The 26181-nt window shown below is 36.7% G+C and carries 23 protein-coding genes and 1 rRNA gene; 11 read left to right on the top strand and 13 right to left on the bottom strand.

Going from position 1 to position 26181, the window contains the following annotated elements; genetic code table 11:
- Positions 1-520 precede the first annotated feature (520 nt).
- Genes AAA923_RS12065 through AAA923_RS12055 form a run of 3 tightly spaced genes read left to right on the top strand, consistent with a single transcriptional unit; the run spans position 521 to position 3706 of the window.
- The gene (locus AAA923_RS12065) at positions 521-1033 is read left to right on the top strand and encodes a DUF1440 domain-containing protein (protein ID WP_338217435.1); all 513 of its coding nucleotides are present in this window, start codon (positions 521-523) and stop codon (positions 1031-1033) included.
- A gap of 15 nt (positions 1034-1048) precedes the next feature.
- Positions 1049-2362, top strand: coding sequence for an MFS transporter (locus tag AAA923_RS12060; RefSeq protein WP_338217433.1), 1314 nt, complete (start codon positions 1049-1051; stop codon positions 2360-2362).
- Between the two features lie 12 nt (positions 2363-2374).
- Positions 2375-3706 (top strand): replication-associated recombination protein A, encoded by a 1332-nt coding sequence (locus AAA923_RS12055; protein ID WP_338217432.1) that lies wholly within the window; start codon positions 2375-2377, stop codon positions 3704-3706.
- Positions 3707-3815: 109 nt separating this feature from the next.
- On the opposite strand, the gene rpiA is transcribed toward AAA923_RS12055, so the two are convergent.
- From rpiA to AAA923_RS12040, 3 genes are all read right to left on the bottom strand, one after another.
- A complete protein-coding gene (rpiA, locus tag AAA923_RS12050; RefSeq protein WP_338217430.1) occupies positions 3816-4475 on the bottom strand; it encodes a ribose 5-phosphate isomerase A in 660 nt (219 codons plus the stop codon).
- A gap of 1059 nt (positions 4476-5534) precedes the next feature.
- Positions 5535-6248, bottom strand: coding sequence for a C40 family peptidase (locus AAA923_RS12045; protein ID WP_338217429.1), 714 nt, complete (start codon positions 6246-6248; stop codon positions 5535-5537).
- A gap of 213 nt (positions 6249-6461) precedes the next feature.
- Positions 6462-7019 carry a guanylate kinase gene (locus tag AAA923_RS12040; RefSeq protein ID WP_338217427.1) on the bottom strand — a complete coding sequence of 186 codons (558 nt, stop codon included), beginning with the start codon at positions 7017-7019 and terminating at the stop codon, positions 6462-6464.
- 83 nt (positions 7020-7102) lie between these two features.
- Here AAA923_RS12040 and AAA923_RS12035 point away from each other — a divergent pair, with 83 nt between their 5' ends.
- On the top strand, positions 7103-7312 hold the full coding sequence (locus AAA923_RS12035) for a DUF2187 domain-containing protein (RefSeq protein ID WP_338217425.1): 210 nt from the start codon (positions 7103-7105) through the stop codon (positions 7310-7312).
- 635 nt (positions 7313-7947) lie between these two features.
- Here the strand turns inward: AAA923_RS12035 and AAA923_RS12030 are convergent.
- The gene (locus AAA923_RS12030; RefSeq protein ID WP_338217423.1) at positions 7948-8574 is read right to left on the bottom strand and encodes an LVIS_2131 family protein; all 627 of its coding nucleotides are present in this window, start codon (positions 8572-8574) and stop codon (positions 7948-7950) included.
- A gap of 269 nt (positions 8575-8843) precedes the next feature.
- Between AAA923_RS12030 and nrdH the strand changes: the two genes are divergently transcribed.
- From nrdH to AAA923_RS12005, 5 genes are all read left to right on the top strand, one after another.
- On the top strand, positions 8844-9074 hold the full coding sequence (nrdH, locus tag AAA923_RS12025) for a glutaredoxin-like protein NrdH (RefSeq protein ID WP_338217422.1): 231 nt from the start codon (positions 8844-8846) through the stop codon (positions 9072-9074).
- Positions 9074-9448: a class Ib ribonucleoside-diphosphate reductase assembly flavoprotein NrdI gene (gene nrdI / locus AAA923_RS12020; protein WP_041500353.1), complete on the top strand. Its 375-nt coding sequence runs from the start codon at positions 9074-9076 to the stop codon at positions 9446-9448. Before nrdH ends, nrdI begins: the two co-directional genes overlap by 1 nt.
- The gene (gene nrdE, locus AAA923_RS12015; protein ID WP_338217440.1) at positions 9435-11606 is read left to right on the top strand and encodes a class 1b ribonucleoside-diphosphate reductase subunit alpha; all 2172 of its coding nucleotides are present in this window, start codon (positions 9435-9437) and stop codon (positions 11604-11606) included. Before nrdI ends, nrdE begins: the two co-directional genes overlap by 14 nt.
- Before the next feature lie 15 nt (positions 11607-11621).
- The gene (gene nrdF / locus AAA923_RS12010) at positions 11622-12647 is read left to right on the top strand and encodes a class 1b ribonucleoside-diphosphate reductase subunit beta (RefSeq protein ID WP_338217420.1); all 1026 of its coding nucleotides are present in this window, start codon (positions 11622-11624) and stop codon (positions 12645-12647) included.
- 127 nt (positions 12648-12774) lie between these two features.
- Positions 12775-13557, top strand: coding sequence for a Fic family protein (locus AAA923_RS12005; protein WP_338217418.1), 783 nt, complete (start codon positions 12775-12777; stop codon positions 13555-13557).
- A gap of 81 nt (positions 13558-13638) precedes the next feature.
- On the opposite strand, the gene AAA923_RS12000 is transcribed toward AAA923_RS12005, so the two are convergent.
- Complete coding sequence (locus tag AAA923_RS12000) at positions 13639-14079, bottom strand: MarR family winged helix-turn-helix transcriptional regulator (RefSeq protein ID WP_338217417.1); 441 nt, start codon at positions 14077-14079, stop codon at positions 13639-13641.
- Positions 14080-14334: 255 nt separating this feature from the next.
- Between AAA923_RS12000 and AAA923_RS11995 the strand changes: the two genes are divergently transcribed.
- Positions 14335-16650, top strand: a complete 2316-nt coding sequence (locus tag AAA923_RS11995) for an L-type lectin family protein (protein WP_338217416.1) — start codon at positions 14335-14337, stop codon at positions 16648-16650.
- 283 nt (positions 16651-16933) lie between these two features.
- Entirely contained in the window at positions 16934-19213 is a 2280-nt protein-coding gene (locus tag AAA923_RS11990) for an L-type lectin family protein (protein ID WP_338217414.1), read from the top strand.
- A 52-nt stretch (positions 19214-19265) separates the two neighbouring features.
- Here AAA923_RS11990 and AAA923_RS11985 read toward each other — a convergent pair whose 3' ends face one another.
- The 8 genes from AAA923_RS11985 to rrf all read right to left on the bottom strand — a co-directional run bounded on the left by AAA923_RS11985 (position 19266) and on the right by rrf (position 26172).
- The gene (locus tag AAA923_RS11985; protein WP_338217412.1) at positions 19266-19649 is read right to left on the bottom strand and encodes a DUF1634 domain-containing protein; all 384 of its coding nucleotides are present in this window, start codon (positions 19647-19649) and stop codon (positions 19266-19268) included.
- The gene (locus AAA923_RS11980) at positions 19649-20494 is read right to left on the bottom strand and encodes a sulfite exporter TauE/SafE family protein (protein WP_338217437.1); all 846 of its coding nucleotides are present in this window, start codon (positions 20492-20494) and stop codon (positions 19649-19651) included. Before AAA923_RS11980 ends, AAA923_RS11985 begins: the two co-directional genes overlap by 1 nt.
- Positions 20491-20967, bottom strand: coding sequence for a hypothetical protein (locus AAA923_RS11975; RefSeq protein ID WP_338217410.1), 477 nt, complete (start codon positions 20965-20967; stop codon positions 20491-20493). The genes AAA923_RS11980 and AAA923_RS11975 overlap by 4 nt, the downstream gene beginning before the upstream one ends.
- 9 nt (positions 20968-20976) lie before the next feature.
- Positions 20977-21873, bottom strand: a complete 897-nt coding sequence (locus AAA923_RS11970) for an alpha/beta hydrolase (RefSeq protein ID WP_338217408.1) — start codon at positions 21871-21873, stop codon at positions 20977-20979.
- 13 nt (positions 21874-21886) lie between these two features.
- Entirely contained in the window at positions 21887-23077 is a 1191-nt protein-coding gene (locus AAA923_RS11965) for an MFS transporter (RefSeq protein WP_338217406.1), read from the bottom strand.
- Positions 23078-23327: 250 nt separating this feature from the next.
- On the bottom strand, positions 23328-24950 hold the full coding sequence (locus tag AAA923_RS11960; RefSeq protein ID WP_338217404.1) for a helix-turn-helix domain-containing protein: 1623 nt from the start codon (positions 24948-24950) through the stop codon (positions 23328-23330).
- Positions 24951-25253: 303 nt separating this feature from the next.
- Positions 25254-25751, bottom strand: coding sequence for a DoxX family membrane protein (locus AAA923_RS11955; RefSeq protein ID WP_338217402.1), 498 nt, complete (start codon positions 25749-25751; stop codon positions 25254-25256).
- Positions 25752-26055: 304 nt separating this feature from the next.
- A 5S ribosomal RNA gene (gene rrf / locus AAA923_RS11950) occupies positions 26056-26172 on the bottom strand.
- Positions 26173-26181: the final 9 nt, after the last annotated feature.

The following is a 26181-nucleotide window of genomic DNA, read 5'->3' as shown; positions in this document are numbered from 1 at the left end:
ACGACTGGTTGCTTATACTGTAGTTGGTCTGACATGGCTTTCACTTCTTAGTTAGTAGAGTAACTATAGTGTAGCCCTGTCGGGCTATTTTTGTTCAAAGTTAAAAATCAACTAGCACCACGCGTATCTATATATGTTGCCTTATTAAACATATTTAAATTGTCTTGAACTTTCACCAATCATTCTGAATTCATAACTAAAAAAATCATATTAATACTCCATTTTTCTCACCAAAAATAAACTAGCATCCGCTTGCCAGTGATTTCGACCGCTGTGAAAGTGGAGTTAGAGCTTTAGCTCTTACTCCACAGGACGACTTTTGAGATTCGCGTACCTTGCGAAGCTCAAAATCGAGGGTCGAGACCGCACTTCGGCTCGAGCCGGTCCCAGAGCGGTCGAAAATCACTGGCAAACGGAGGCGGCATATATCCAACCCCAAGACGTAATACCTGAATTACATTGAATTCTGATTTATACTTTAATTAATAAATTTGATAAAAAAGAATGAGGGGATTTGTTTATGAAATTAACTAAAGATCAAAAGGTCGACCTAAAAGCTGCTATTATTGCTGGAACGGCTGCTGGTATTTTCTCTGGCTTTGTTAAATTAGGCTGGGAGAATGTTTTGCCTCCCCGTACTCCTGAACGTGACGCTGTTAACCCTCCACAAACTTTGATGGAACAAGCCGGAATTCCTACTAAGATTACTCGTGGAACTTACACTTACTCTGACCATCAAATGCCTTGGGCTAGTTTTTTGATGCACTTTGGCTTTTCAACTTCATTTGCAATCATTTATGAAGTACTCTCAGAATACTCACCATTTATCAGAAAAGGCTCTGGTGCCATCTTCGGCCTTGCTATCTGGGTAGCTTTCCATATTGGAATTATGCCTATGATGAAGACTGTTCCTTCAGCCAAGGATCAACCTACTGAAGAACATATTTCTGAAGCTCTTGGTCATATCGCTTGGATGTGGACAAACGATATTGTTGGACGTGAACTTTATCGTCGTTTAACTACGCAAAAATAGGTCTGTTCATAAAATATGAATAGATGGAAAACATCTCTAACTGAACGAATCAGTTATGGATTAAGCGATGCGGCAGACAATCTAGTCTTCCAAATGATGACTACTTATCTGCTTTTTTTCTACACTGACGTTTTCGGACTGACTGCTAGTGAAGTGGCAATTCTCTTCGTTGTTGCCCGCACGGCCGATGTTTTTGAAAGTTTACTTATTGGAGTTATGATCGACAATACTCATTCTAAATGGGGTAAAAGTCGACCATTTTTCTTGTGGTACTCCTTCCCTTACGTTATCTTCGCTATCCTAACTTTCGTTACTCCTAATTTCCTACCACACTCCGGGAAATTAATCTGGGCCTACGTCACTTACTTGGGTCTAGGCTTCTTCTACACGGCAGTTAACTTACCCATCACATCAATCTTGCCAACTATGACTGACAATGAGCAGGAAACCACCCTATTAGGCGTTATCAGACAGTTCTTCGGCAGTTCTGTCCAAATTATCGTGGCAGTCTTTACCATCCCTCTAGTAAGCTTATTTGGTAAGGGTGATCAACAAAAAGGATTCTTAGGAACCATCATTCTCTTTGGTATCATTTCGTTAATTTTGATACTAAATACTTTCTTCCATGTTCGTGAGCGTTATACGAATAAAAAAATCAGTCATCAACCACTTTCGGAAGTTTGGAAAATGTTGCGGGCTAATAAACCTTGGATTGTCATTTCCATTGTTATCTTCCTATATTGGTTAACGACCGCTATCAAAAATCAGACAACTATTTACTATTTCAAATACGTGATTCACAATGAAGGTCTCGTTTCATTGGCCAATAGTTTTACGTTAACGGCACTAATTGGAGTTGTCGCAATTTACTTTGTTTCAGCTAAATTAGGTAAGAAAAATACGATGCTCTTAGGTATCGTGATGGCTTTCATCGGCCAATTAATCATCACTTTTGCAGCTTATACAGAAAACTTACCTATTCTATTTACTGGCATCTTTATCAACTGTATCGGTGGTGGATTTATCATTGGACTTGTTTCCATTATGATTGCCGACACGATTCGTTACGGTACTGCCATGGGTATTCAAGCTGAAGGTGTATTGGCCTCAACTGACGACTTTGGCGTTAACTTAGGACTAGGATTAGGTGGTTTAATTACTGCCGAATCGCTTCAAATATCCGGCTACGTTTCGAATAAAACACAAACGGCACAAACTATCGCCGCTATTAATTTAAATTACGCTTTAATTCCCTTAGTTTTATATATAATCATGTTTTTAATTCTCTTGGGATATAATGAAGCTAAAATTAAAGATGCTATCTCTTAAAGAAGGTTAAAAATGCAGCAAGAATCACTTTTCGCAAGTCAAAATAAAGACGACAATTCACCTCTAGCCAATCGGGTTCGTCCCAAGACACTAGAGGATTTTGTCGGTCAGCAACACCTAATCGGCGACAATAAAATTCTCCGTGACATCATTGATCAGGATAATATCCCATCATTGATTTTTTGGGGTCCTCCTGGGGTTGGTAAAACTACTCTAGCTGAAATTATTGCCAAGAAAACTGAAGCCAATTTCATCACCTTTAGTGCTGTCACAAGTGGTATCAATGACATTAAGAAAGTCATGAAGGAAGCAGAAATGAATCGTGAAATGGGACAAAAGACGATTGTCTTCATTGATGAAATCCATCGATTCAATAAAGCCCAACAGGACGCTTTTTTGCCATTCGTTGAAAAAGGCAGTATCACTTTAATTGGGGCCACTACCGAAAATCCATCATTTGAAATCAATTCAGCTCTGTTGTCGCGTTGTAAAGTCTTTGTACTCAAATCTTTAACGACGGCAGATTTAGTTCAGTTACTACAAAATACGTTAAGGAATCCCAAAGCCTTTCCAAAACTAAAAGTTGAACTCGATGACGATACCTTGGAATTAATTGCGGCTTATGCCAATGGCGATGCTCGTGTGGCCTTGAATACGCTAGAAATGGCTGTTATCAACTCCGAGACTAAAGACAAAGTAGCTCAAGTTAAAGCTGACGACGTCCGCCAATTGTTGAATACCAAATCACTTCGTTACGATAAGAATGGTGAAGAACATTACAACATCATCTCGGCTTTACACAAATCCATGCGTAACAGTGATACCGATTCAGCTATTTACTGGGTCATGCGCATGCTCGATGGTGGTGAAGATCCACTCTATATCGCCCGCCGGCTAGTTAGATTTGCCAGTGAAGACATCGGTTTGGCAGATACTAATGCTTTAAATGTGGCTATCAATGCTTTCCAAGCTTGCCAATTTTTGGGAATGCCCGAATGTAACGTTCATTTGGTAGAAACTGTTATCTATTTATCAGTCGCACCTAAATCAAATGCCGTTTATAAATCGGTTTTAGCTGCTGAAAAAGATATTAAGAAATATGGTAACCTACCTGTTCCATTACAGATTAGAAATGCTCCAACTAAGCTGATGAAAAATCTCGGTTATGGCAAAGATTACGAATTAGCTCATAACTATCAAGATAAATTAACAACGATGAAAACTGTTCCTGAAGAAATCAAGGATAGTCAGTATTACCGCCCTACTGAGCAAGGTAAAGAACGACTATTCAAGCAACGTTTGGAATATATCAAACAGTGGCATCAAGAACACGACAATGAATAAATCCAGATCTGAGAACATTTACCTGCTATTACAATTAGCTTACTTAAATAAATAATAAAACGACCAAGTAATCGAATTGACGGATTACTTGGTCGTTTTTTGGTTCAAATTATAAATCTTCTCTTTTAATATGTTTTACACCATCGTCACTTGCTAAAAGAACATCAGTTACAACGTCTTTGAAATATGATGTTCCTAAAACTCCTGTCATCATTGCTAATTCATTATTAATCGAATCAATTTCGGACCAATCCTCAAAATGACAGCCAACTAAACCATTGCCATTAGGAGTTCGCACCATTCCAGCCATATCTTGCGATTGACGAACTTCTGCCGAACCACCCAATTGTGCAACTTCAGTCATAACTTGTGGAATGGCCATTTCCAACACTTCTAGTGTCAACTGCACATCAGGATTCAATGCAGCAGCAAATCGCTCCCGTGGCGCCATGATAACGTATTGGTCAGCCTTATTGGCATACAAGCGTTCAAAAGTATGGATACCACCGCCACTTTTCAAAACATTAAGATTTTGGTCAATACTATCGCAACCGTCAAAGGCTAAATCAAATTTCGTAACTTGTTCCAAAGGTACAACCGGAATCTTCAATTCCAGACAAAGATTTCGAGTTTGCTCTGAAGGACTAGCCACTTTAATTGTTGACGCGTCCAAAGCGTGAATCAAACGTCCCACTGTTCGACCGCCACCAAAACTAACAGTCATACCTGGTTTGATCATTTCTAAAGCTGATTCGATTAATTTTTCCATATTTGCATCCTTGTAAGAAATATATTTTTCATACTTTTACTACCACACCTATTCTATCAAAATCGGCAGCAAAAAAGCCTGCTAATAAGCAGGCTAACATGATATTTAATAGTATGATAAATACCAACTTCTTTCTTTTGAAGATTAACTACGGGGGAATAGTAATCTTGAATTTAACTTCTTTATCTATTAGGGGGGGAGATATATGAAGTTTAAGTTTATTTATAGGGGATTAAATTTTTATTCGTATATATATGTTTTAAGGGGGTTATTTCTATTCATTAATTGTTTTCAATATTTGTTTTTTAAAGGGTTGTTCTATTAGAAGCTTTATCTGACCATCCGTTCACCTCTTCCTCTCTTTGACTATGTTTAAATAATAACGTTTAAATACGAATAAATTTATAACAAAATATGAAGAAACGGTGAATTATTTTCCGTCTCCAGAGCCAAGAAGTATTCACCTGCTATGCGGACCGGGCCGAGCCAAGGTCTCGTCCCTCGGTTTGAAGCCTTTCCAAAATCCGGAAAGTCTCCAAACTCGCCCGGTGGTGTAAGAGCTAAAGCTCTAACGCTACACCCACAGCGGGTGAATACTTCTTAGCTCTTCCGTCTCTTTTGTTACTGCAGTGAATATTAAATAGTCTGTATATCCTATCAAGTTGATTAAATCATCTAATCTTACTAGTTTTTATAGGAATTCAAAGATATACAGAAACATCTCTAAATTTCATCATATATATCGAAGAAAATAGAAGAACAAAATATTTTTTAAAACCCCAGCTTCCGGTTTCCAGTTATGGAGGCTGCTGTGAAAGTGGAATTAGGACGAGTGCTTTTCTCGTTCCTTCTCCACAGGACGACTTTTGAGATTCGCGTATTTTGCGAAGCTCAAAATCGAGGGTCGAGACCGCCCTTTGGCTCGAGCCGGTCCCATAGCTGAACTCCATAACTGGAAACCGGAAGCGGCATCCTTCAACAACACCTAAAGAAGACAAAAAAAGGACTGCCCTTTCTTTCAGGCAGTCCAACGTGAATGATTTTAATTTTGAATGTGTATTATAGAACTTTAACAGCGAATGAAGGCATGAAGTAGCCTGAGATTGTTGAAATCTTAACTGATTCGCCTGGTTGTGGTGCAGCGATGTATTGGTTGTTACCTAAGTAGATACCTACGTGGTAAGTTGAACCTTTGCTACCCCAGAATAATAGATCTCCGGCTGATGCTTGAGAAACTGCTTCTTGTGTACCGGCACTTTCTTGAGCTACTGTGTATGAACCAATGCTCTTACCAGTTGCTTGTTGGTATACGTATGATGTGAAACCTGAACAGTCGAAACCTGAAGGTGTCTTACCACCCCATACATATGGTGTTCCGATATATTTCTTAGCAGTACTGATAACACTGTCAGAAGTTGAAGCTTTGTCTGATGATGAAGCTGATTCTGTAACAGCAGCCATATCAGTAACGTCACTAGCGTTAACCCATTCACTTGCACCTACTAGGTACCATGTATTACCTTGGTCATCTTTAACAGCTTGACCAACGGCCCAGGCTGTATTTGCTTGCAAGGCACGGCCAGAACTCTTACCATTTGATGATGGTGTTGTGTAAAGTGCTGACATAGTCTTTGTACGAACAGCAGAAGGAGCGTCAGATAGAACTTGTGAAGCAGCCTTTGTTGTAGAAGCGTTTGATAGGCCTAAACCTGTAACTGCCAATGCTGCAGCAGCTGTAAATGAAATAAGACTCTTTTTAACGTTAGTATTCAAAATTGAAATCCCCCGTAATGGTTTGTTTTTTTTATTTTTTAAGTTTTTCTTAATTATTAATTTCTTATCACTCAACGTTGACTATAATACGCTCTGAATATTGCAGAAATGTTACAGCAATTGTATAAGAATGTTACACTTTGTTGTTCACAAAGTAATAAAGCTGCAACCACATACGTACCAGTGGTTACAGCTTTATTGTGAAAATCGGAATTACTTGATTTTTTCGATATTCAATATTTTGTTAACGCTTTCTTTAGTTATTTCTATGTTATTATTAGTAATTTTATAACATTTACCCCTTAATTCACTCGGAATATTCAAATCTCGATGGAATTCGTCACTATTAATTCGAGCTTTTAATCGATTAATATCATCCCCGCGACCAGCCAAACGTTTCGTCACAGTATCCAAATCTACTTCAAGAAAAATGACGACTGCCTGATTGCCGTACTTCTCTTTATAGGAAATTGCTCCTTTAGTATCGACAACAATACTAGCGGCGTCATACTTTTCCCAAGTTTTATTGAGACTTTCTTCAGAAGATCCATACCAATTGCCACTAAATTCGACTCTTTCAAGATAATGATTCTTCAAAAAGCTATCTTTCGTCTCAAAATGATAGTCTATGCCGTCTTTTTCGCCCACACGTGGTAATCTAGTAGTATGAGTTATGACACTCGGTATATGATAGGTATCTTGCAAATATTTACTAATTGTTGTTTTCCCAGTTCCACTTGCTCCAGTGATAACAATAATTTGTTTATCCATTATAGGACTCCTATGTTTGAAATATTTCTTCTACTATATTATTATACTAGTCTGTTAAGTAATTAATCCGAGGAGAATTAGATATGAAAATAGAAGACTTAAAAGTTGGCACTGTTTACGATTGCTCCGTTGATGAAGATATGGATTACCCATTCCAAGGAAAAGTTGAGAAGATTTACGAGCACTCAGCTTTGATGGAGATTGTTAAGAATGATCCTAAGGACAATACTAATAAAACGGAATTAAATAACAAGATTGTTGTAAGTATCAAGAAAATCAAAAAAGCTAAATAATTAATCTCATAAAAAGAAGCCGGTCATTAAGTTGATCAGCTTCTTTTTTTTACTCTTCTTTATATATTAGTTTGCCGTTTCCAGAGCTGAGAGTATTCATCTGCTGCGCGGCACGGTCCGAGCCAAAGTACGGTCTCGGGCCTCGGTTGAAGCCTTTCCAAAGACCGGAAAGTCTCCAACACGTCCGGTGGTGTAATTGCTAAAGCAATAACGCCACTTTTGCTGCGGATGAATACTCTCAGCTCTTCCAACTAATTTAATTTTTTTAATTTAAAAACATCTCTTAATTTACGGCTAGATTTTTTTGATTATGGTTTAATTATTTACATCATTGATGTAATGAATGGAAAAAAATTATCAGATTACCTAAATAATCTGTATTCAGTTGAATATTGATAAATCGAATCCCAAACTTCAATTACATATCAATAAACCAAAACCTTAGCCTCCGGTCGTCAGTGATTTTTGCCTGCAATGGAGGTGACGTTATGGCTTTAGCCATTACACCACGGGACGAGCTTGGAGACTTGCGGTTTTTGCAAGGCTTCAAGTCGAGGTGCGAGACCTTGGCTCGCACCGGTCCCCATAGCGGCAAAAAATCACTGACGACCGGAGGCGGCCGCTTTTACAATCATCTATTTTTCAACATTAATAAATGAACGTGCAGGAACTCGTAATACTCGATATTCCATTGCGTAGCGGTTGGCTTTTAGACCTAATCCGTTGATGAAATTGTTCTTATATTTGGCTTGGACAGTAATTACATATGCATCTTGATACTTATTATCGGCCTTCTTGATTTTCTTCATTGGCCAATCCAAATGCATGCCTGATACGGTGAATGGTAATGTTGCATCTGAAATTGTGGCATTTCTGCTTGAAACAGTGAATGTCGAATTATTGATCCAATATTGGTAGACGTCTGTTGCTGTATTGGATTCTTTCTTATCTATTTTGACGTAGTATCCTTGACCATCATTGGTTGTCTGTACAATCATCGGATCGTACTTATACGAAACGGCAACTTCCCTTTTATCGGTCAAATCAACTTTTGTAAACAAACTCGTGTACAACATTCCACTGACAGCAAAAATAACGACTAGAATTTCAACAAAATCCATTAAAATTGTTGTCCCAGTAATTTTTCCCTTTTTAACTACTAAAATTTTTAAATGACGATTTCTGATATTAAATACTACAAAGACTAATAGCGCAATTACAATAATCCATGCAATAATTCCCACAAAATTCCAAGAACTCATAGTTTTCTCCCAACTAAAATTGATTGTTTTACACACTTCATAACTCTATAATAGTTATTACGCTAATTTTACCACGAATCGAAAAATTATTTGAAATTGAGATACGAAACGCTAAAAAATGTGTGGGTACACACGTTTGCCGACTTTTTATAATGGTAGTATAACCACGCTATATCGTGTGTTCACCGTTATGTCGAATACAATATATTGTGTTTCATATTTCAAATGATTATACTAATTGAGAATAGCACTTGAGAGGAAGTAATAACATGAACAACACAATCGTATATAGCAAAAATAACTGCATGCAATGCAAAATGACTAAGAGATATCTAAAAGAACACAACGTTCCTTTTGAAGAAAGAAACATCAACCAAGACCCTGAATATTTAGCTGCTCTTAAGCAACAAGGATTCCAAAGCGTCCCTGTCGTAATGAACTCAACTATGGACCCAATCGTCGGTTTCCGTCCAGATAGTCTAAAGGAGCTCGTTGACTAATGAAAGAGCTAGCTTATTATTCAATTACAGGTCAAACAAAGCGTTTTGTTAATAAGCTGGGAATAGATGGATATGAAATTACCGATGCCGATCCGTTTTATCAAATGGGTCGGCCATTTATTCTTATTGTGCCTGCTTATGACGACGATATGATGGACCCTGTAATCGATTTTCTCCAATATGAAGATAATGCCAAGAACTGTGTCGGTGTAGCCGGTGGTGGCAATCGTAACTTCAATACGCTCTACAATCATACGGCTAAGGATATCGCCGCTGGTTTAAATGTGCCCGTTGTATTCCAATTTGAATTCAATGGTACCCAAAAAGATGTCGAAAACTTTCAGAAAGTAGTGAATGAAATTGGGATTAAATAACCTCGATGCAACTAAGCTTAGTTATTTCAAATTAAATAATGAAATCAACATCCCCGTAGATGGCAAAATTCCACTAAACAAAGATAAGGAAGCTGTTACAGCCTTCTTTGCCGAAAATGTGAAACCTAATACGATGAAGTTTGATACTTTCCAAGACCACCTAGATTATCTAATCAAAGGTGACTTCATCGAAAAATCAGTTATCGATAAGTACTCAGTTGAATTTATCGAAAGTCTTTACCAATACTTGTTGGATCAACATTTTGAGTTCCAATCATTTATGGCAGCCTATAAGTTTTACAATCAATATGACTTAAAGACTAACGATGGTAACTATTATCTTGAAAATTATGAGATGAGAATTCTTTTTAATACCCTTTTATATGCCAATGGCGATCAAGATCTCGCAAAGAGTTTGGCAACTGAGATGATTGCTCAGCGTTATCAACCCGCTACACCGTCATTTTTAAATGCTGGTCGTAAGCGTCGTGGCGAATACGTATCTTGTTTCCTACTACAAGTTACTGACGATATGAATAGTATCGGTCGGACAATCAACAGTGCCTTGCAACTATCACGTATCGGTGGTGGTGTTGGTATTACCCTATCTAATTTGCGTGAATCAGGTTCACCTATTAAAGGTGTCGACAATTCATCATCCGGCGTTTTGCCCGTTATGAAGTTATTGGAAGACAGTTTCAGTTACAGTAACCAACTCGGTCAAAGACAAGGTGCTGGTGCCGTTTATTTGAATGTTTTCCATCCTGATATTATTGAATTTTTATCCGCCAAAAAAGAAAATGCCGATGAAAAAATCCGTGTTAAGACCCTTTCACTCGGCGTTATCGTACCTGATAAATATTATGAATTAGTTCGTAACAACGAACCTATGTATCTCTTCAGCCCTTATTCAGTCGAACGTGTCTATGGCAAACCATTCTCATACATCGACATCACTAAAGAATATGACAATCTAGTTAAAGACGACCGTATCAAGAAATATAAGATTGATGCTCGTGAACTTGAGGACGAAATTAGTAAGCTTCAACAAGAATCTGGCTATCCTTACGTGCTAAATATCGATACCGTTAATCGTGCAAATCCAATCGACGGTAAGATTATCATGAGTAATCTTTGTACTGAAATTCAACAAGTTCAAATCCCTTCTGAATTAAATGATGCTCAAGAATATACTAAATTGGGAACTGATGTCAGCTGTAACCTTGGTTCAACTAACATTTTGAATATGATGCAAAGCCCTGACTTTGGTCAATCAATCCGTTCAATGACTAGAGCTTTGACATTTGTCAGTGATGCTTCAAATATCACATCCGTTCCCCCAGTTGCCAATGGTAACAAGATGAGCCACGCAATCGGTTTGGGAGCTATGGGACTACATACCTTTTTAGCTTGCCATCATCTCGAATATGGCTCACCAGAGGCAATTGAATTCATCAACGTTTACTTCATGTTGCTAAATTACTGGACTCTAGTTGAAAGTAACAACATCGCTAAAGAACGTCATGAAACTTTCGCTAACTTTGAAAAATCTAAATACGCTGACGGAACTTACTTCGATAAATATGTCGAGAATAGCTACGCTCCAAAACTGGAGGACGTTAAAGAACTTTTCGCCGGTATCTTTATTCCTGAAGAAAAAGACTGGGCCGAATTAAAAGACAGCGTTATGACGGATGGTCTTTATAACGCCTATCGTATGGCAGTTGCCCCTACTGGCTCGATTTCTTACATCAATAACACTAGTGCCAGCTTGCAGCCCGTTACACGTCTAGTTGAAGAAAGACAAGAAAAGAAGAACGGTAAGTTGTACTTCCCAGCTCCTTTCTTGAGTAACGATACAATCAAATATTACAAATCAGCTTATGACACTGATATGCGTAAAGTTATCGACACATACGCTTCAGCTCAAGAACACATCGATCAAGGTATGAGTTTGACCTTATTCATGCGTTCTGAAATTCCAGCCGGACTATACGAATGGAAGGCCGCTGACGATACAAAGCAAACAACACGTGACCTAAGTATTTTACGTAACTATGCTTACTACAAGAATATCAAGTCACTTTACTATGTAAGAACATTTACCGAGAACAATGATGAAATCGGCAGTAACGAGTGTGAAAGCTGCTCAATCTAGGAGGAATTTTTTATAATGGTTGATACATATTACAAATCAATGAACTGGAATAAACTTGAAGACCAAATCGACAAGGAAACTTGGGAAAAGTTAACTTCTCAATTTTGGTTAGATACCAGAATCCCTCTTTCAAACGATTTAGACGATTGGCGCACATTGAACGCAGCTGAACATACTGTTGTGGGACATGTCTTCGGTGGTTTGACACTCTTAGATACATTACAATCACAAGATGGTATCCAAGCAATGTTAAAGGATACTCGTACTCAAGCCGAAACCGCCGTTTTCAATAACATTGAATTCATGGAATCAGTTCACGCCAAGAGTTATTCATCTATTTTTAGTACTTTAAACAGTGCTGAAGAAATTGAAGAAATCTTCGACTGGACTGATCACAACGAATACCTTCAAAAGAAAGCTAAGTTTATCAATGATATTTATCAAAATGGTGAACCATTGCAGAAGAAAGTTGCTAGTGTCTTTCTAGAAAGTTTCTTATTCTATTCTGGTTTCTACACACCACTCTACTATCTTGGTAACAACAAACTAGCTAACGTTGCCGAAATCATTAAATTGATTATTCGTGATGAATCAGTCCATGGAACTTATATCGGTTATAAATTCCAACTCGGTTTTAACGAATTGAGCGATGACAAAAAAGCCGAAATGAAAGACTGGATGTACGATTTACTCTATACCCTTTATGATAATGAAGAGAAATATACTCGTGAATTGTATAAAGAGGTTGGCTGGGTCGATGAAGTTCTCGTATTTCTTCGTTATAACGCTAACAAAGCATTGATGAACCTCGGTCAAGAGCCACTCTTCCCAGATGGCAATGCCGAAGATGTCAATCCTATCGTTATGAACGGTATCTCAACAGGTACAAGTAATCACGATTTCTTCTCACAAGTTGGTAATGGTTATTTGATGGGTAAAGTTGAAGCCATGCAAGATTCTGATTACGATATTGGGCGTACTGGCGACAATAAGACACCTGATGGTAATTCATTGTTTGATAAGGTTAAAAAATTAAAATAGAGTTAACAAAAAGATAGTGTCAAATCGTTACTTCTACGATTTGACACTATCTTTTTAATAAATACATATGACGATAAACACTGTAACTAATTATCAAAAAAATAATTGATTAATGGAGCAATGCTTGATGGACAATATAAAATCAGCACGTTTTATAACTTCCCTTGGAAGTTTAAATGATTATGGCAGTACTGTCGCTCAGACTAAAAAAGCATTGGATATTAAATCTAGTGCTCCGCTAGAACAAAATAATCATGATGTTGCAATATTTGAGGATGCTGTAAATGGTATTGAGACTAGTAAAAAAATGGGCTTTAGTTCCGATGGTATTATCGCAATAAACAGAAGCTTCAATTCATCTGGTGACGAAGAGCCTAATATCCCAGGACATTTAAGAAATTCCACTGATAAAAATGATCGTATTGTTGTCACGACTGATTCTAGAGCACGCCAATCTGATAATTACTTTCCACCTGAAGTAGTTACACAAAATGATTTGAGTAAAATAGTTGAAGAATATAAAAACTCACCGAAAACCGAAAAAGATGCTTGGAGAGTATTTGCTAGTATATCTAAGCTACAGCCATTTCAAGATGGCAACAAAAGAACAGCCTTAATCTCAGCCAACTCCGCTTATGAAACATGGGAAAACGAAAATTATTTAGTACTGCCTTTTAACGATTTAGACCGAGCAGACTTTACGATTCAATTAATGCGTTATTACAAAGCTGACAGCAAATCAGAAGAAAATAAATATCTTGACCGCATGATAGATATTCTACCTTCCGCTAAAGAACGTGAGTCCAAACTGAGAGCCCCATTATCTCCGGAAGAGATAAGCAAAGAAAAGTTGGCAACAACTTATAAAGTTAAACCACAATTTCGAAACGAAAATAACAACAATTCCTAAGGATTATATTTATAGGACCAAAAGAGCTGTTGAACTTGATTACTACTTCAAGTCCAACAGCTCTTTTTATAAATTGATAATTTACTTAATAATATTACCGTACAACTTTTTAGTGAGACCTTCTAAACTGTCCCATTCTTCTTTGGTAAAACCACTTTTACTAACTAATGATTGTGGCAAGTCTTTCACTGCTTCACGTTTCTTGAGACCTTCTTCAGTCAAATAAACGTTAACAACTCGCTCATCTTCTTTACTCCGCTGACGAACTACTAAATTTTCATGTTCCAGGCGTTTCAATAATGGCGTCAAGGTACCAGAATCTAGGGACAATAATTCACCCATCTGCTTGACCGACAATTCTTTATATTGATACAGCGCTACAAGTACTAGGTATTGTGGATATGTTATGCCATTAGCGCTCAATCCGTCGTGATACAACTTTTGAATGGCACGTGATGTCGCATAAAGTGAGAAGCACAAATGATCGTCCAAAGGAAGGGGCTGACTCGTATCTACAAACATATTGTTGCCTCCTTTTAATACCGTATTTACCATGTATTTTATGCTTTTTAAACTCAATTGTAAATTATTCTATTTTGCACAATCCAACAATGTAATAATAAGGAATTATAACATTAGTCATTATTAGTACTACTGTTTTATTATATTAATTATATAAAAATACAATGGATTTTTACACTTATCCTACGTGTACTAACCGTATATATTTGATACACTCACTTTATAGAAGGAATTTGCGCGCGTAAGGGGAACTATATGATCAAGTTAAACGTTTTCAAAAGGATGGCATTTATTGTATTCGGGATATTTTCATTAACTCTTAATTATCCTGTTACTTTAGTCCACGCTGCTGATGCTAATACGGACTTTCAAAATGCCTTGGCAACAACACCTAAAGGTTTAAAGTGGAAAGATGACGATTTCACCGTGGCTGATTTTTCCAAAGCCTATGCAAATCGAATAGCTAACGGTACAAATTTAGGAAATAGCAGTAATACCCTGGTTGATCAAAACGCCAGCCGCGTTAACAATGCCAAGATTACTCAATCGACTAATCCCAACACACCTAACACAAGTGTCATTCAAATGACCAATGCCAAATGGCAGACTGGAGCGGTTTGGAGTAACTTAGCCAATGATAATTACTTCGATACCACTCACGAACAAACTGCTTCGATGTGGCTTTATTTGGGAAGGATTACTGGAGTTCAGCCCGCCGATGGTATGGCTTTCGTACTGCATAACGACCCCAACGGCGGCGATGCCATTGCACTTTCAGCCAACGGAATCCCGGTTAATGGACACTCATTAGGTGTCTGGGGAGCTGATTGGAATACTGCAAATCCATATTCTGAAAATTTATCGCGAACAGCTATTCAAAATAGTTGGGCGTTGGAATTTGACACTTTTACCAATTTTGAAAATAGTAATATCACTGGTGAAGGTAATACATTCGATTATGAAATACCCAATCTTCAACGTCAGGATCAACATATTTCTGCTGGCTATCCTGCTTTGCCATCCACATATACAAATGGTAAAAATGGTCGTGGTAAAAACTATTTCGTAATGAACCACAATTCTCAAACAAACATTTTTTCTTCTTACGATATTACACCAACCAATCTGGTAGATAGCAAATGGCATCACGTTACTATTAAATGGACTCCTAGTACGGAGTACACAGGAACATTATCATACGCGTATAACGATAAAGATCCCAATACAGGAGCACCTTTGACCAATAGCGTTACGAGTAAATATCCGATTGATTTGACTAAACTAGATATCACTAAAAATAATAAAAAACTATATTGGGGCTTCACCGGTTCAACTGGTAACAACTATGAAAATAATTTAATGGTCTTTGAATCAATTCCATCATTCGTTGATGCTGAGGCTAAATCAGCTGTTTACGATGATTCCCAAGGTGGAACTCAAGTTACCAATAGCAGTACCTTAGTTGATCCCAATTCAGACATTCGTTATACCTACTCTTTAAATTACAAAGGTTGGACTAAAACCTGGAACGATATCAATGCTTTAATGAAAGTACCCAGTAATATTACTTTCACAAGTGGAACGGTAACGTATCCAAATTCTCCAACTAACAAAAATCCTCGTCCAATCCCAGCAGAGGTCTTTCAAAATGTGACAAATAATCAGTTGCAATATCTACTGCCTGAAGGATTAGATTCCGACAGTCGTAACGCCCAAATTGAACTGAAAGGTCATACGATTGCTAAAGCACCAACACAGCTGACTGTTCCATCAGTTCATACATCATTTGAGGGTGATAATCTGATTACCGGAACCGATACTCAGGCTTTCAAAATTAGATCTCGCCTGTTGAGTCTAGATAGTTCATCCCCCAATCCAATAACTTTGAAACCGAACGAAAGCACTACTGTTCCCGGTAAAGTTTCTTACATTGGTAGCGGCACGGTACCTAGTTTCAGTACAATGAACGTTTATCAAACTTTGAATGGAACCAAGACTAATTTAGGTAGAATTGTAGACTCAAGCGGTAATTTCACCATGCCAATCAGTGCTAATCAATTGAACAAAATCAACACCTTGTCTTTCTATGTAACAGATACTTTAGGGAACACAAGTAACACCATTTCCCGACAAATCAACGTTGGTGGACTATTAACTTTTGGTACCGTGCAAGATACAGTTCATTTCAAGCCAACGAATGGTTCGTTTGAAGACAAAATCATCCCTCGTTTAGATAATTGGCAAATTGATGTCATCGATAGTCGTGAAAAAGGCAGCAATTGGACCGTACAGGCAAATGCATCAAATATGTTTTTAAACAATGATCCAAAATATCCATTAAAAGGTAATCTGATTTATCGTGATAATTCTGGCATCGACCACAATCTATTAAACAATACGATTAGTGTAGCCAGTCATACCAAGGATATTGACGATACCCAAACGAAGAATATCACCGATACTTGGACGTCTGATAGTGGCGTTTTACTATCAATGGAAAATGGCAATTCTAGTGGCGCATATCAAGGTTTAATTAACTGGATCTTGTTGGATACTCTGCCTAACACTTAATCTAAAGGGTGTTTGAATTTAAAAATAAATTCAAACACCCTTTTTGATAACACTAATAATCGAATAATATTTAATCATTGATTTATTTTATATGAAAATAAAATACCCTTTTTGATGAAATCCAAGGTGAAAATTCGTCATTTTTGATAATATTTTTTGGGATAAATAAATATCGATTGAAGGGCTTTTTATGAATCAAAAGAAACTTAGAAATATTATATTTATTTTTGGCATTATAATTTTATCTATATGCTCCTTTTTTGCCTTTAGTGACTTCACTATTATGGCGGAAGATACTACAAATCCTGACTTTGAAAATGCACTAAGAACCACTCCCAAAGGGTTAAATTGGGATAACGATGCTTTTAAAATTGCGGATTTTAATAAAGCTTATCAAAACCGCGTGTCAGCAGGTACAAATCTTGGAAATCCTAGCAGCAAAAATACCGTTAATTCGAGTAAAATGAATAATGCAAAAATAATCCAATCAACCAATCCCAAGACTCCAAATACAAGTGTAATTCAAATGACTAATGACAATTATCAAACCGGCGCTGTTTGGAGTAACAGAGAAAAAGAAAACTATTTTGATATGAATCATGAACAAATCGCTTCTATGTGGATCTATTTTGGTGAACTACCCGTTAAAAATATACTAGATAATTTTGGACGCATCAAAAAAAAGCTAAATACGAGCCCTGCTGATGGTATGGCGTTTGTACTTCACAACGATCCAAATGGTGAGGATGCTATTTCTTTATCATCAGACGGCGTTCCAGTTAATGGGCAATCTTTGGGAGTCTGGGGAGCTGATTGGGATAATACAAATACAAAGGCATCAAAATTAGCACTAAATGCAATACAAAAAAGTTGGGCTTTAGAATTCGATACATTTGCAAATATTGAAACTAATTCTTCAAAAGAAGAGGGGGTTTCCTTCGATAATGGAGTCAAGGATATAGAAAGAGCTAGTCAACATATAGCTGGTAATTATCCTGGAGAAAATGACACCTATGTTTCAGCTGGATATACTTATGGCAATTATTTCGAAATGCGGCAGAAGAATCCACTATTACTTCCTTCATACAAGAATTCTCAATCTTTAGTAGACAGTAAATGGCATCACGTAACTATCAAATGGACTCCTAATATCGGAACAGTCACCGGTCGCCTAAGTTACGCCTACGATGATAAATATCCTGAAACTGGACTAAAAAAAGAAACTAATTATAAATCAGATTTTACGATAGATACAACTAAACTAGGATTAACCGGAATGTTAGGTTCAACAGAGAATGATGATAAAAGATTATATTGGGGGTTTACTGGTTCAACAGGAATTAATTCCGAAAACAACTTATTAGTCTTCGAATCGATTCCATCCTACGTTGATGTTGAAGCAAAATCTTCAGTTTATGACTATTCTCAAAATCCTAATGGTATTCAAATCACCGATACCAATAACGAAGTTACTTCCAATTCTGAAATCAAATATAAGTTCTCTCTCAACTATAAAGGCTGGACAAGAACCTGGGATAACATTAAAGTCAGTATGAAAATTCCTGATCACGTCAAATTCACCAGTGGTACTGTAACCTACTCTAATTCTTCAACTAATCAAAAGCCTCAACCAATTACATCCAACGTCTTCCAAAATATTCAAGATAATACTCTTCAATTCAAATTGCCTGAGTCATTAAACCCTAAAAAACGTAATGCCGTAATTGAACTAACAGGGCGAGTAGATCAAACTGGTTCCACTAAATTAACAGTCCCTTCAGTTCACGCCGATTTCGATGGCAATAATCTGATTACCGGTGCTGACACGCAATCATTCACAATCAAGCCACAACACTTGACTTTAAGTAGTGACATGCCTAATCCAATTACAATTACTCAGGAACAAGATGCCGTGATTGCGGGTCAAGCTACCTACGATGGTCAGAACCCCAATTATCAAAATCTGGTTATTCATCAAGTTCTAAATGGTAATGATTCAATTGTAAATAGTAAAGTAGATACTTCTGGTAAATTCAGTTTCAATATAAGAAACCAAGATTTAGAAAAAATAAATAATTTGGATTTATATGTCACCTACTATGATAATGGAACGAAGTATACCAGTAATCACGTCTACCGACAAATTTCAATTGGTGGATTACTAAAAATAAGTGCTTCTAAAACACTTAATTTTCAAAACGTTTATGGTACTCAAGGCGAAAGAATTATACCACGACTAAACGATTGGCAAATTGACGTAACCGATAGTCGTAAAAAAGGTAGTGGATGGCATCTTTTTGCTGAGGTAACTAAAGCTCTAACTGACAGCAAAGGTAATGAATTAAATGCCAATATAATTTATAAAGATCCAAAGGATGAAATTCACTTAATTAATGAACCCTATCCTATTTCTAAAAATATAAAAGATAGTGATGAAACTCAAACGAAACATATAACTGACGAATGGACTTCATCTACCGGCATTCTTTTAAAACTTAATCAACAGGTTAATCCTGGCACTTACACAGCTGAACTTAGCTGGATCCTAAAAGATTCAATCTAACATCCACGCAAAAAAGAGAGTTACGCAATTCTGCGCAACTCTCTTTTAATTTTTAACTCCGATACCCCAAGAACATCGCAAACATCAAAATAACCAAGACAATTGATGTAATAACAACATACAAAGTATCGTGTTCCTTATAAAATGCATAAATTGAAACGACAACACGTAACACCGGTGTCAAAATCAATAAGAAGACACCCAGCATTATAACGGCGTATGACTTACCTTCTGCTATTCCCGCAAAGATTGACGAGAAGCGTTGTGGGAAATCGATCATGGAATGACCATTTCTAACAACTGTTGGATAGCCGGCACCGTTCATAAAGTACAATCCCATACCGATTAATATAACTATAGCAGACGTTATAACGCCGATACGTAAGATTTGACCGATGATTAACTCAACTTTTCGAGTTTCTTCATGTGATTGCATTAGATAGTCACCCCAAATCCTTTAAGAGCCATTTGTAATCCCATGTATAAAATAATAGGAATAAAGATCATTCTAATAACTCGAGGTTTCAACACTTGCATCAATCTGGCACCGATTGTTGCACCAACTAAAACACCAATTGCTAAAGGTGCAGCGATGTCAGGACGGATTGATCCATTAAAGAAGTACACTGTTGCACTAGCTGCAGCAGTAACACCCATCATCAAATTACTTGTGGCACTTGATGGTTTCAAAGGCATTTTCATAATTGTATCCATAGCGATAACTTTGAAAGCACCACTACCGATACCTAACAAACCACTGGCTAAACCAGCAGCCCACATCATTACGAATCCTCCTGGAACATTTTTCATTGAATAATCAATTTGTTTTTTTTCAGCTTTGTCGTAGTAAGTACTGGCAAGCTTGAATTTTTCAACAATCTCACCTTTTTCGGTATAAACGACTTCACCTTTTTTATCGAATAACTTACGGATCATATTGTATGAAGAATACAGTAAAAAGAATCCAAATAAGACGTATAAGAAATTACTTGAGAACATCCCTACTAACAGGGCTCCCATAATGGCACCGACCGTTGTAGCAATCTCCAAAAACATGGCCACCCGCAGGTTTAGCATATCATCCTTTAAATAAGCGATTGTTGAACCGGAACTCGTCGCAATAACTGAGATGATACTAGCACCAATTGCATACTTGATATCTAACCCCATCATGATAGTCAGCACCGGAGTGATAATCATTCCGCCACCAATCCCCAAGATTGCACCAAGAATTCCAGCTCCCACACCCATTACTAGGAGTAGTAGCATTGAATTCATTATTTATCCTCTTTTTCTACTTCCTCTTTCTTAGCAAAATTCTCAACGGAAGTTTCATAGTTACTTTTCATTATATCCATTGTGTGTTTTATTTCATCATTTTTCAAGCTATTTTCTGAAATTAAATCAATGTGAAATTTGGATGCATTTAAGTAATCACAACTTGTTGAAAGATAAATTTTTGTTTCTACTTCGGCGTCATCATCGAAGAAATGAGTGACTTTCTTAGCATCTGCAAAGGGTAAATTGATTACTCCTGTCTCTAAATAAAAGTCAATTTCGAACTCAGCATCAACCACATGGATCATAACTTGTGAAAGTTTATTATCGGTAACATCTTTTTCAAGTTGTTCCTTAGCTTTATTTAGTGACCAAAGGTCTTCTTGAAGTAAATCATCCTTACTAATTTCCAAACTAGTTTGGTTAAATTCACCTGCTTGAACGTTCTCCATAAAATCAGCAATCTTAATTTTCATACTATTCTCCTAAAGGTATTTTTCTAAAAAGTTTTCCACAGCCATTTGGTAGTTTTTCGAATCTATGTAGTAGCTCCGAATGTGAACACCAAGGCTTTCGTACGTCTTTTTTTTGAATTGTCCACATGTGGATAACTCGTCTCGCATTTCGAAAGGAACGGTAAAATCATTCTTGCCATGCATGAACATCATTGGCAACTTATTCTTGGACAAAGCTTTACGACAATCAGTCTGTCGATATGAAAAACCAGCTCTCAGTTTCGACATCAAAGATATCCCACCAATCAGTAATTTACCTTTAATATGATAACGTTTCTGACAGTGATAACTCAAGATTTCGCTTGCACTTGTGTACCCAGAATCTTCAATTATCAGTTTAACATTTTTAGGCAAGTCATACTGTGATGTTAACATAACCGTTGCCGCTCCCATTGAAGCACCAAATAGAATAATTTTATCCTTTGGACGTTCAGATAAAAGCTTTTTTATCCAATCCAAAACATCAAGACTTTCCAAGTAGCCCCAGCCAAGGTATTTACCTTCACTTTTGCCAGCTGCCTGATTATCAATCTGCAATACATTGCACCCGAGTTTATCGAATAACTGTGCATGTACATTCAATGACGTATGATCCACGCCAAAGCCATGAACCATCAGTACCGTTACATCATCGTTATTATCAGTGAACCAACCATACAGTTGATTGCCGGTATTATTGGATTTAATCTCCCATGCCTGCTTTGGTTTCTTTACAAATGCATCCGTTGCTTCTGCTAGTCCGTCATCCATTTTTACTTTCGGAGCTTCTGAACCTAACGCTTTGGAACCTCTTTTTTGAACATATAAAAAAAAGGCGTTCAGAATTAGAACGACTAGTAATAACAATATCAACAAAATAATTATCATGATATTACCTCACTTATGCTAATTCTTTTACACCTATCATTGCTACAGCAACTACGATCATTGAGACAGTGATTCCCACGAATAAACTTGAAAATGACAATGCCGTAACGATCAAACTACCTGCGTATGGTCCAATGGCACGTCCTAATGATCCGAAAATACTATAGAAACTTTGGAACGTTCCGCGATTCTTGTTTGTCGACATTTTGCTCAACAAAGCTGGAATCGTTGGGAAGACCATGGATTCACCAATTGTCAAAACTAACATACTCATAACGTAAGCTAGATATGACTTAGCTCCTGGCAACAAGAGGAATGATAATCCCATGATAACTGTTCCTAAGAAAATTTGATACTTTAACAATTTGAAAATCTTTGAAACTACTCGATTCATAACTGGTTGAATAATCAAAAGTGAAGCCGCATTGATTGTGAAAACTAAACCATATTCACGTGTTGAATAGCCTTGATTTAACATATAAGCTGACATATTACTGTCCCATTGTGAGTAACCCAACCAAACGATAAAGATTGAAGCACAGATAATAATCAAGTTTGTGTTAAAACGACTTGCACCAATTTCAATTTTAGGGTCGACAGTATCGCTACTCATATAACTGTGACCGACTGAATCATCATGTTCATGCACTGTATCCAATAGGTTAGCTTTGAATAATAAAATAACGCCACTGACGACGAATAATAACATTGGAATGAAGAAAGTGAAAAAGATACTCCACTTAAAAATAAATCCTACAGCTGTAGAACCAACCGCGATTCCGATATTGGCAGCTAAGTACATATTATTAAATATTACTCGACTGTTTCCTGACATTTGTTCAGCGATGAAAGCTGTATAAGCGTTGACGGCTGTATATACCAGTCCCATTCCAAATCCTAAAATGAACAACATAATCGCATATGTTGGCCAAACATGATGAACTGACATGCCTAATAACGAAAGAATCGAAATAGCATAGCCAATGTATAATGTCCCACGTTTTGAAAAGCGGTCGAACATTACCCCTCCTAGAGCATTACCGATCATCATAAAGGCTGAATATACCATTAAAGTAAATCCCGCTGTTACTAATGACTCATGTAAGTTCTTGTGAATAAAAATTGTATTCACTGGCAAAATAAATCCCATCACTAAATTGAACGTAATATTCAAAATTAGTAACCAAAGTCTTTGAGCGCGCATCCTTTTCACCTCTTCTATGTAATTTTTTCAATAAAAAAACCATGGCTTAAAATATCCATGGTTTTAAACGGTAGTACTCAGATGAGCAAATAGGTCCCCGTTCACATCGGTTTCCTATAGATATCCCTCACATATCCGGTGAGTAGTGCTCGATATCCTACCTCATAAGTGCCGTCCAAATTCGACGGCTCTCGACTCATCGCACAAGGTGTATCATAATATATAATGAAAATAGTTGCAACACTTTTCATTAAAGATTTGGATTTTCATCAACCTTTTCTTCAGTCCAAATCTTGTAAATTAGGTTCAATAAGCCACCCATCTGGCCATCGACACCGTTATACATCCAACGATAGATGCAGACATCCTTTTTCATTTCGTCTTCTGGTGGATTAGCACTATTGGCAGTTACAACAATATCAGCTTCTTTAGGATCACTAACAATTTTAGCGTATGGCAATGATTGTAGAGTCACAGCCAAATCTGAATAAACTAAGAAGAATGATTCAAGTTCTAGATAAACTTTAACTTGAATATTCTTGTTATATAGTGAGAAGAAACGGTAAGCAATCGCATAAATAGCTTCAGAAATTTGCTTTGATTTGCCAGTTAATGATTGATACTTATCACGCAACATCAAATGTTGAACAGTTGAGTAAATTTTACTCTCCAAGCCTTCATCATTAAGTTTGCTAATAGCATCACCAAAACCTGAGTATAAGTTCAAGATTTCAATATAATTGTGATCAAGAGCTAACACACCGATGATACATGTTGTCAGGTTGTATTTATATCTCAAGAATTCAGAATGTGACATCGCCATATCTGAAACTGTTTGTTCAATATCAATTGGAATAAGTTCTAAGAAGTCATCAATAAAGTTAGCAAACAATGGATTATATCTAACCAATTGCTTAGAAACAGATTGTAAATAGTCTTCAGAAACTTCAAATGTTGCTGGAACACACATCAATAGAATATAGAAGTCAGCTGATTGGAACATTTGCTCTTCATAGCTAACATCTTCCTTGATAGCACGTTTCAATTCGCGAACTTTTTGGCTGCCAGAATCCCCTTCAAGCATAGATCCAGCACTTTCGAAAATATTAGGGAAAGGATAATTAATGACATTCAAGGCATCCATATTTTGAACGTGATTGCCGTCAATAATCCGATATAGGTGTGCCATAACGACATATGCATAGAACATTTTTGTAATTTCATTAGTTGGTTTGAGACGATATTTGTCCAAAGCAATATCAACTACTTTAAAAGCAACAGTCTGTGTGAAGTCTTCAAATGGCCATACATATCCCCTAGTAGCATTCCAGTACAATGCTGCGATAGCCAAACGAATTGACTCTTCGTCCCCAACAAAACGCATAGGTTCATAGGCAATACGAACTCCAAAGCGTTTTAAGTAGCCTCTCATTGGTTTTAAGTGACGCAAAACAGTTGCCTTGCTACTTTCCAATGTTTCGTAAAAATGCTTGAATGAGCTCTCTTTGTCCTTAACAATGGCATCTAAGAATAAGTAACCATCAGAATTAGTTGTTAGAAACGCATGATAAGCATCACGTGTAACGTTGAACATTTCTTCAGTGCTGTATTTATCCTTATTTAAAATTTTCTTGAAATCATCTTGTATTCCTAAGAAAGTATTGTAGACACTACCGTAACTCTTATTCATTTGATAAGCAGCCTTACGCAAGTTGATATCCTTAACCTGGATATCGCGACTACGATAAGTACCGATTAAATCGGCACTAGCTAATTGAGTAGTTCTAATTAATTTGATCTTGTTAAATAGTTGAATTTTTTCAATTTCTGATTTTGATAAAAATAAGTCAGTAAAACTATCCAAGAACTCCACCCCCGTAGATGCAATTAATTCTATAATAATAGAATATATTCAATCTCATTTTAAAACAATTATATAATAGTAAATAAATTTGTATATAAGTAACCTACCATATTTTATTACTTAAATAAATAGACAGAAAATTTAGTGAAATATGAACATAATTTATTATCTATACCAATAAGTTATTTTACGCCTTATTTTAAATAAGTATAGTGCCTACACGTTCCGTAATTCGGAAAAAATATTTTTTCATAAAAAAGAAAAAAAGAAACTGAAATTTATTCAGTTTCTTTTTAATTTTATCTAAAAAATTTATATTGAAGCTTTATTTTTGAAGATATTTTTTCTGATCCATGGAATTACCCAGTAATCCAAACCAATTTTACCAGCGTTGAATCCACCGATAATGATGAAATATTCAAGAAAAATATAGAGCGGATTTACAGAAATTGCTCCAGCTAACATGTATGAGAAGTTCATCATCAAACCGAAGAAAACAGCAGCAGTTGTTAAACAACCGAAGATCAAACCTAATCCGACTAATAATTCACCCCATGAAACCATCAAGCTCATACCCTTGTAATGTGGCAAGATAGCGCTAATCATGTCATTGAACCAAGGATAAAGAACATTACCTTCAGGTCCTTTAACAGGGTTCTTGATAGCGTTAGCTACAAGACCTTTGACTGCTCCAGCAGCTCCGCCAGAAACCTTTTCCCAGCCAGAAAGTGTCCATTGAACACCTAAGTAAATACGAATGATTGCTAAGATAATAGTCGCAATCTTATTATTACGCAAAAAATGTACCATTTTATATTCCCCTCTATTTAACAAATAAGTAACTTCTACATTATAGAACTATTTGTTTTGATTTTCATAATTTTCATTACCATTTACATATTTACTTTATAAAAATGAAAATTAAAACTATATATAATAGGAAGAAATAGGTACACAAAAAGCCGTTCATAATCCCGAAGGGAGATGAACGGCTCTTCAATTGTATTGCGGAGAGTAGGGGGCTCGAACTCTAGACGGAGTTCAGACCTTATTTACTCTACATTATTTGATGATACGAAAAAAGGAACTGACCTAAGTCAATTCCTTTATGCTAGCGTGGCAGCTCCCTATCCTCGCGGGTAGTTTCCCACCAACTACTTTCGGCGCGGAGAAGCTTAACTTCTGTGTTCGGCATGGGAACAGGTGTATCCTTCTCACTATCGCCACCACACTATTTTCG

The organism is Companilactobacillus muriivasis (genome assembly GCF_036246245.1).
GTDB lineage: Bacteria > Bacillota > Bacilli > Lactobacillales > Lactobacillaceae > Companilactobacillus > Companilactobacillus muriivasis.
Note: the sequence above shows the minus strand (reverse complement) of the source record. Positions and strands in the feature narration are given on the sequence as shown.

Bases quoted from the DNA above. Each gene is read 5' to 3' on its own strand.
- AAA923_RS12030 (WP_338217423.1), bottom strand. From the start codon at position 8,574: ATGAGTTCTTGGAATTTTGTGGGAATTATTGCATGGATTATTGTAATT.
- nrdH (WP_338217422.1), top strand. From the start codon at position 8,844: ATGAACAACACAATCGTATATAGCAAAAATAACTGCATGCAATGCAAA.
- AAA923_RS11990 (WP_338217414.1), top strand. From the start codon at position 16,934: ATGGCGGAAGATACTACAAATCCTGACTTTGAAAATGCACTAAGAACC.
- AAA923_RS11970 (WP_338217408.1), bottom strand. From the start codon at position 21,873: ATGATAATTATTTTGTTGATATTGTTATTACTAGTCGTTCTAATTCTG.
- AAA923_RS11955 (WP_338217402.1), bottom strand. From the start codon at position 25,751: ATGGTACATTTTTTGCGTAATAATAAGATTGCGACTATTATCTTAGCA.
- AAA923_RS11975 (WP_338217410.1), bottom strand. From the start codon at position 20,967: ATGAAAATTAAGATTGCTGATTTTATGGAGAACGTTCAAGCAGGTGAA.
- AAA923_RS12040 (WP_338217427.1), bottom strand. From the start codon at position 7,019: ATGGATAAACAAATTATTGTTATCACTGGAGCAAGTGGAACTGGGAAA.
- AAA923_RS11965 (WP_338217406.1), bottom strand. From the start codon at position 23,077: ATGCGCGCTCAAAGACTTTGGTTACTAATTTTGAATATTACGTTCAAT.
- rpiA (WP_338217430.1), bottom strand. From the start codon at position 4,475: ATGGAAAAATTAATCGAATCAGCTTTAGAAATGATCAAACCAGGTATG.
- AAA923_RS12035 (WP_338217425.1), top strand. From the start codon at position 7,103: ATGAAAATAGAAGACTTAAAAGTTGGCACTGTTTACGATTGCTCCGTT.
- AAA923_RS11985 (WP_338217412.1), bottom strand. From the start codon at position 19,649: ATGCAATCACATGAAGAAACTCGAAAAGTTGAGTTAATCATCGGTCAA.
- AAA923_RS12065 (WP_338217435.1), top strand. From the start codon at position 521: ATGAAATTAACTAAAGATCAAAAGGTCGACCTAAAAGCTGCTATTATT.
- nrdF (WP_338217420.1), top strand. From the start codon at position 11,622: ATGGTTGATACATATTACAAATCAATGAACTGGAATAAACTTGAAGAC.
- AAA923_RS12005 (WP_338217418.1), top strand. From the start codon at position 12,775: ATGGACAATATAAAATCAGCACGTTTTATAACTTCCCTTGGAAGTTTA.
- AAA923_RS11995 (WP_338217416.1), top strand. From the start codon at position 14,335: ATGATCAAGTTAAACGTTTTCAAAAGGATGGCATTTATTGTATTCGGG.
- nrdI (WP_041500353.1), top strand. From the start codon at position 9,074: ATGAAAGAGCTAGCTTATTATTCAATTACAGGTCAAACAAAGCGTTTT.
- AAA923_RS12060 (WP_338217433.1), top strand. From the start codon at position 1,049: ATGAATAGATGGAAAACATCTCTAACTGAACGAATCAGTTATGGATTA.
- AAA923_RS12000 (WP_338217417.1), bottom strand. From the start codon at position 14,079: ATGTTTGTAGATACGAGTCAGCCCCTTCCTTTGGACGATCATTTGTGC.
- AAA923_RS12055 (WP_338217432.1), top strand. From the start codon at position 2,375: ATGCAGCAAGAATCACTTTTCGCAAGTCAAAATAAAGACGACAATTCA.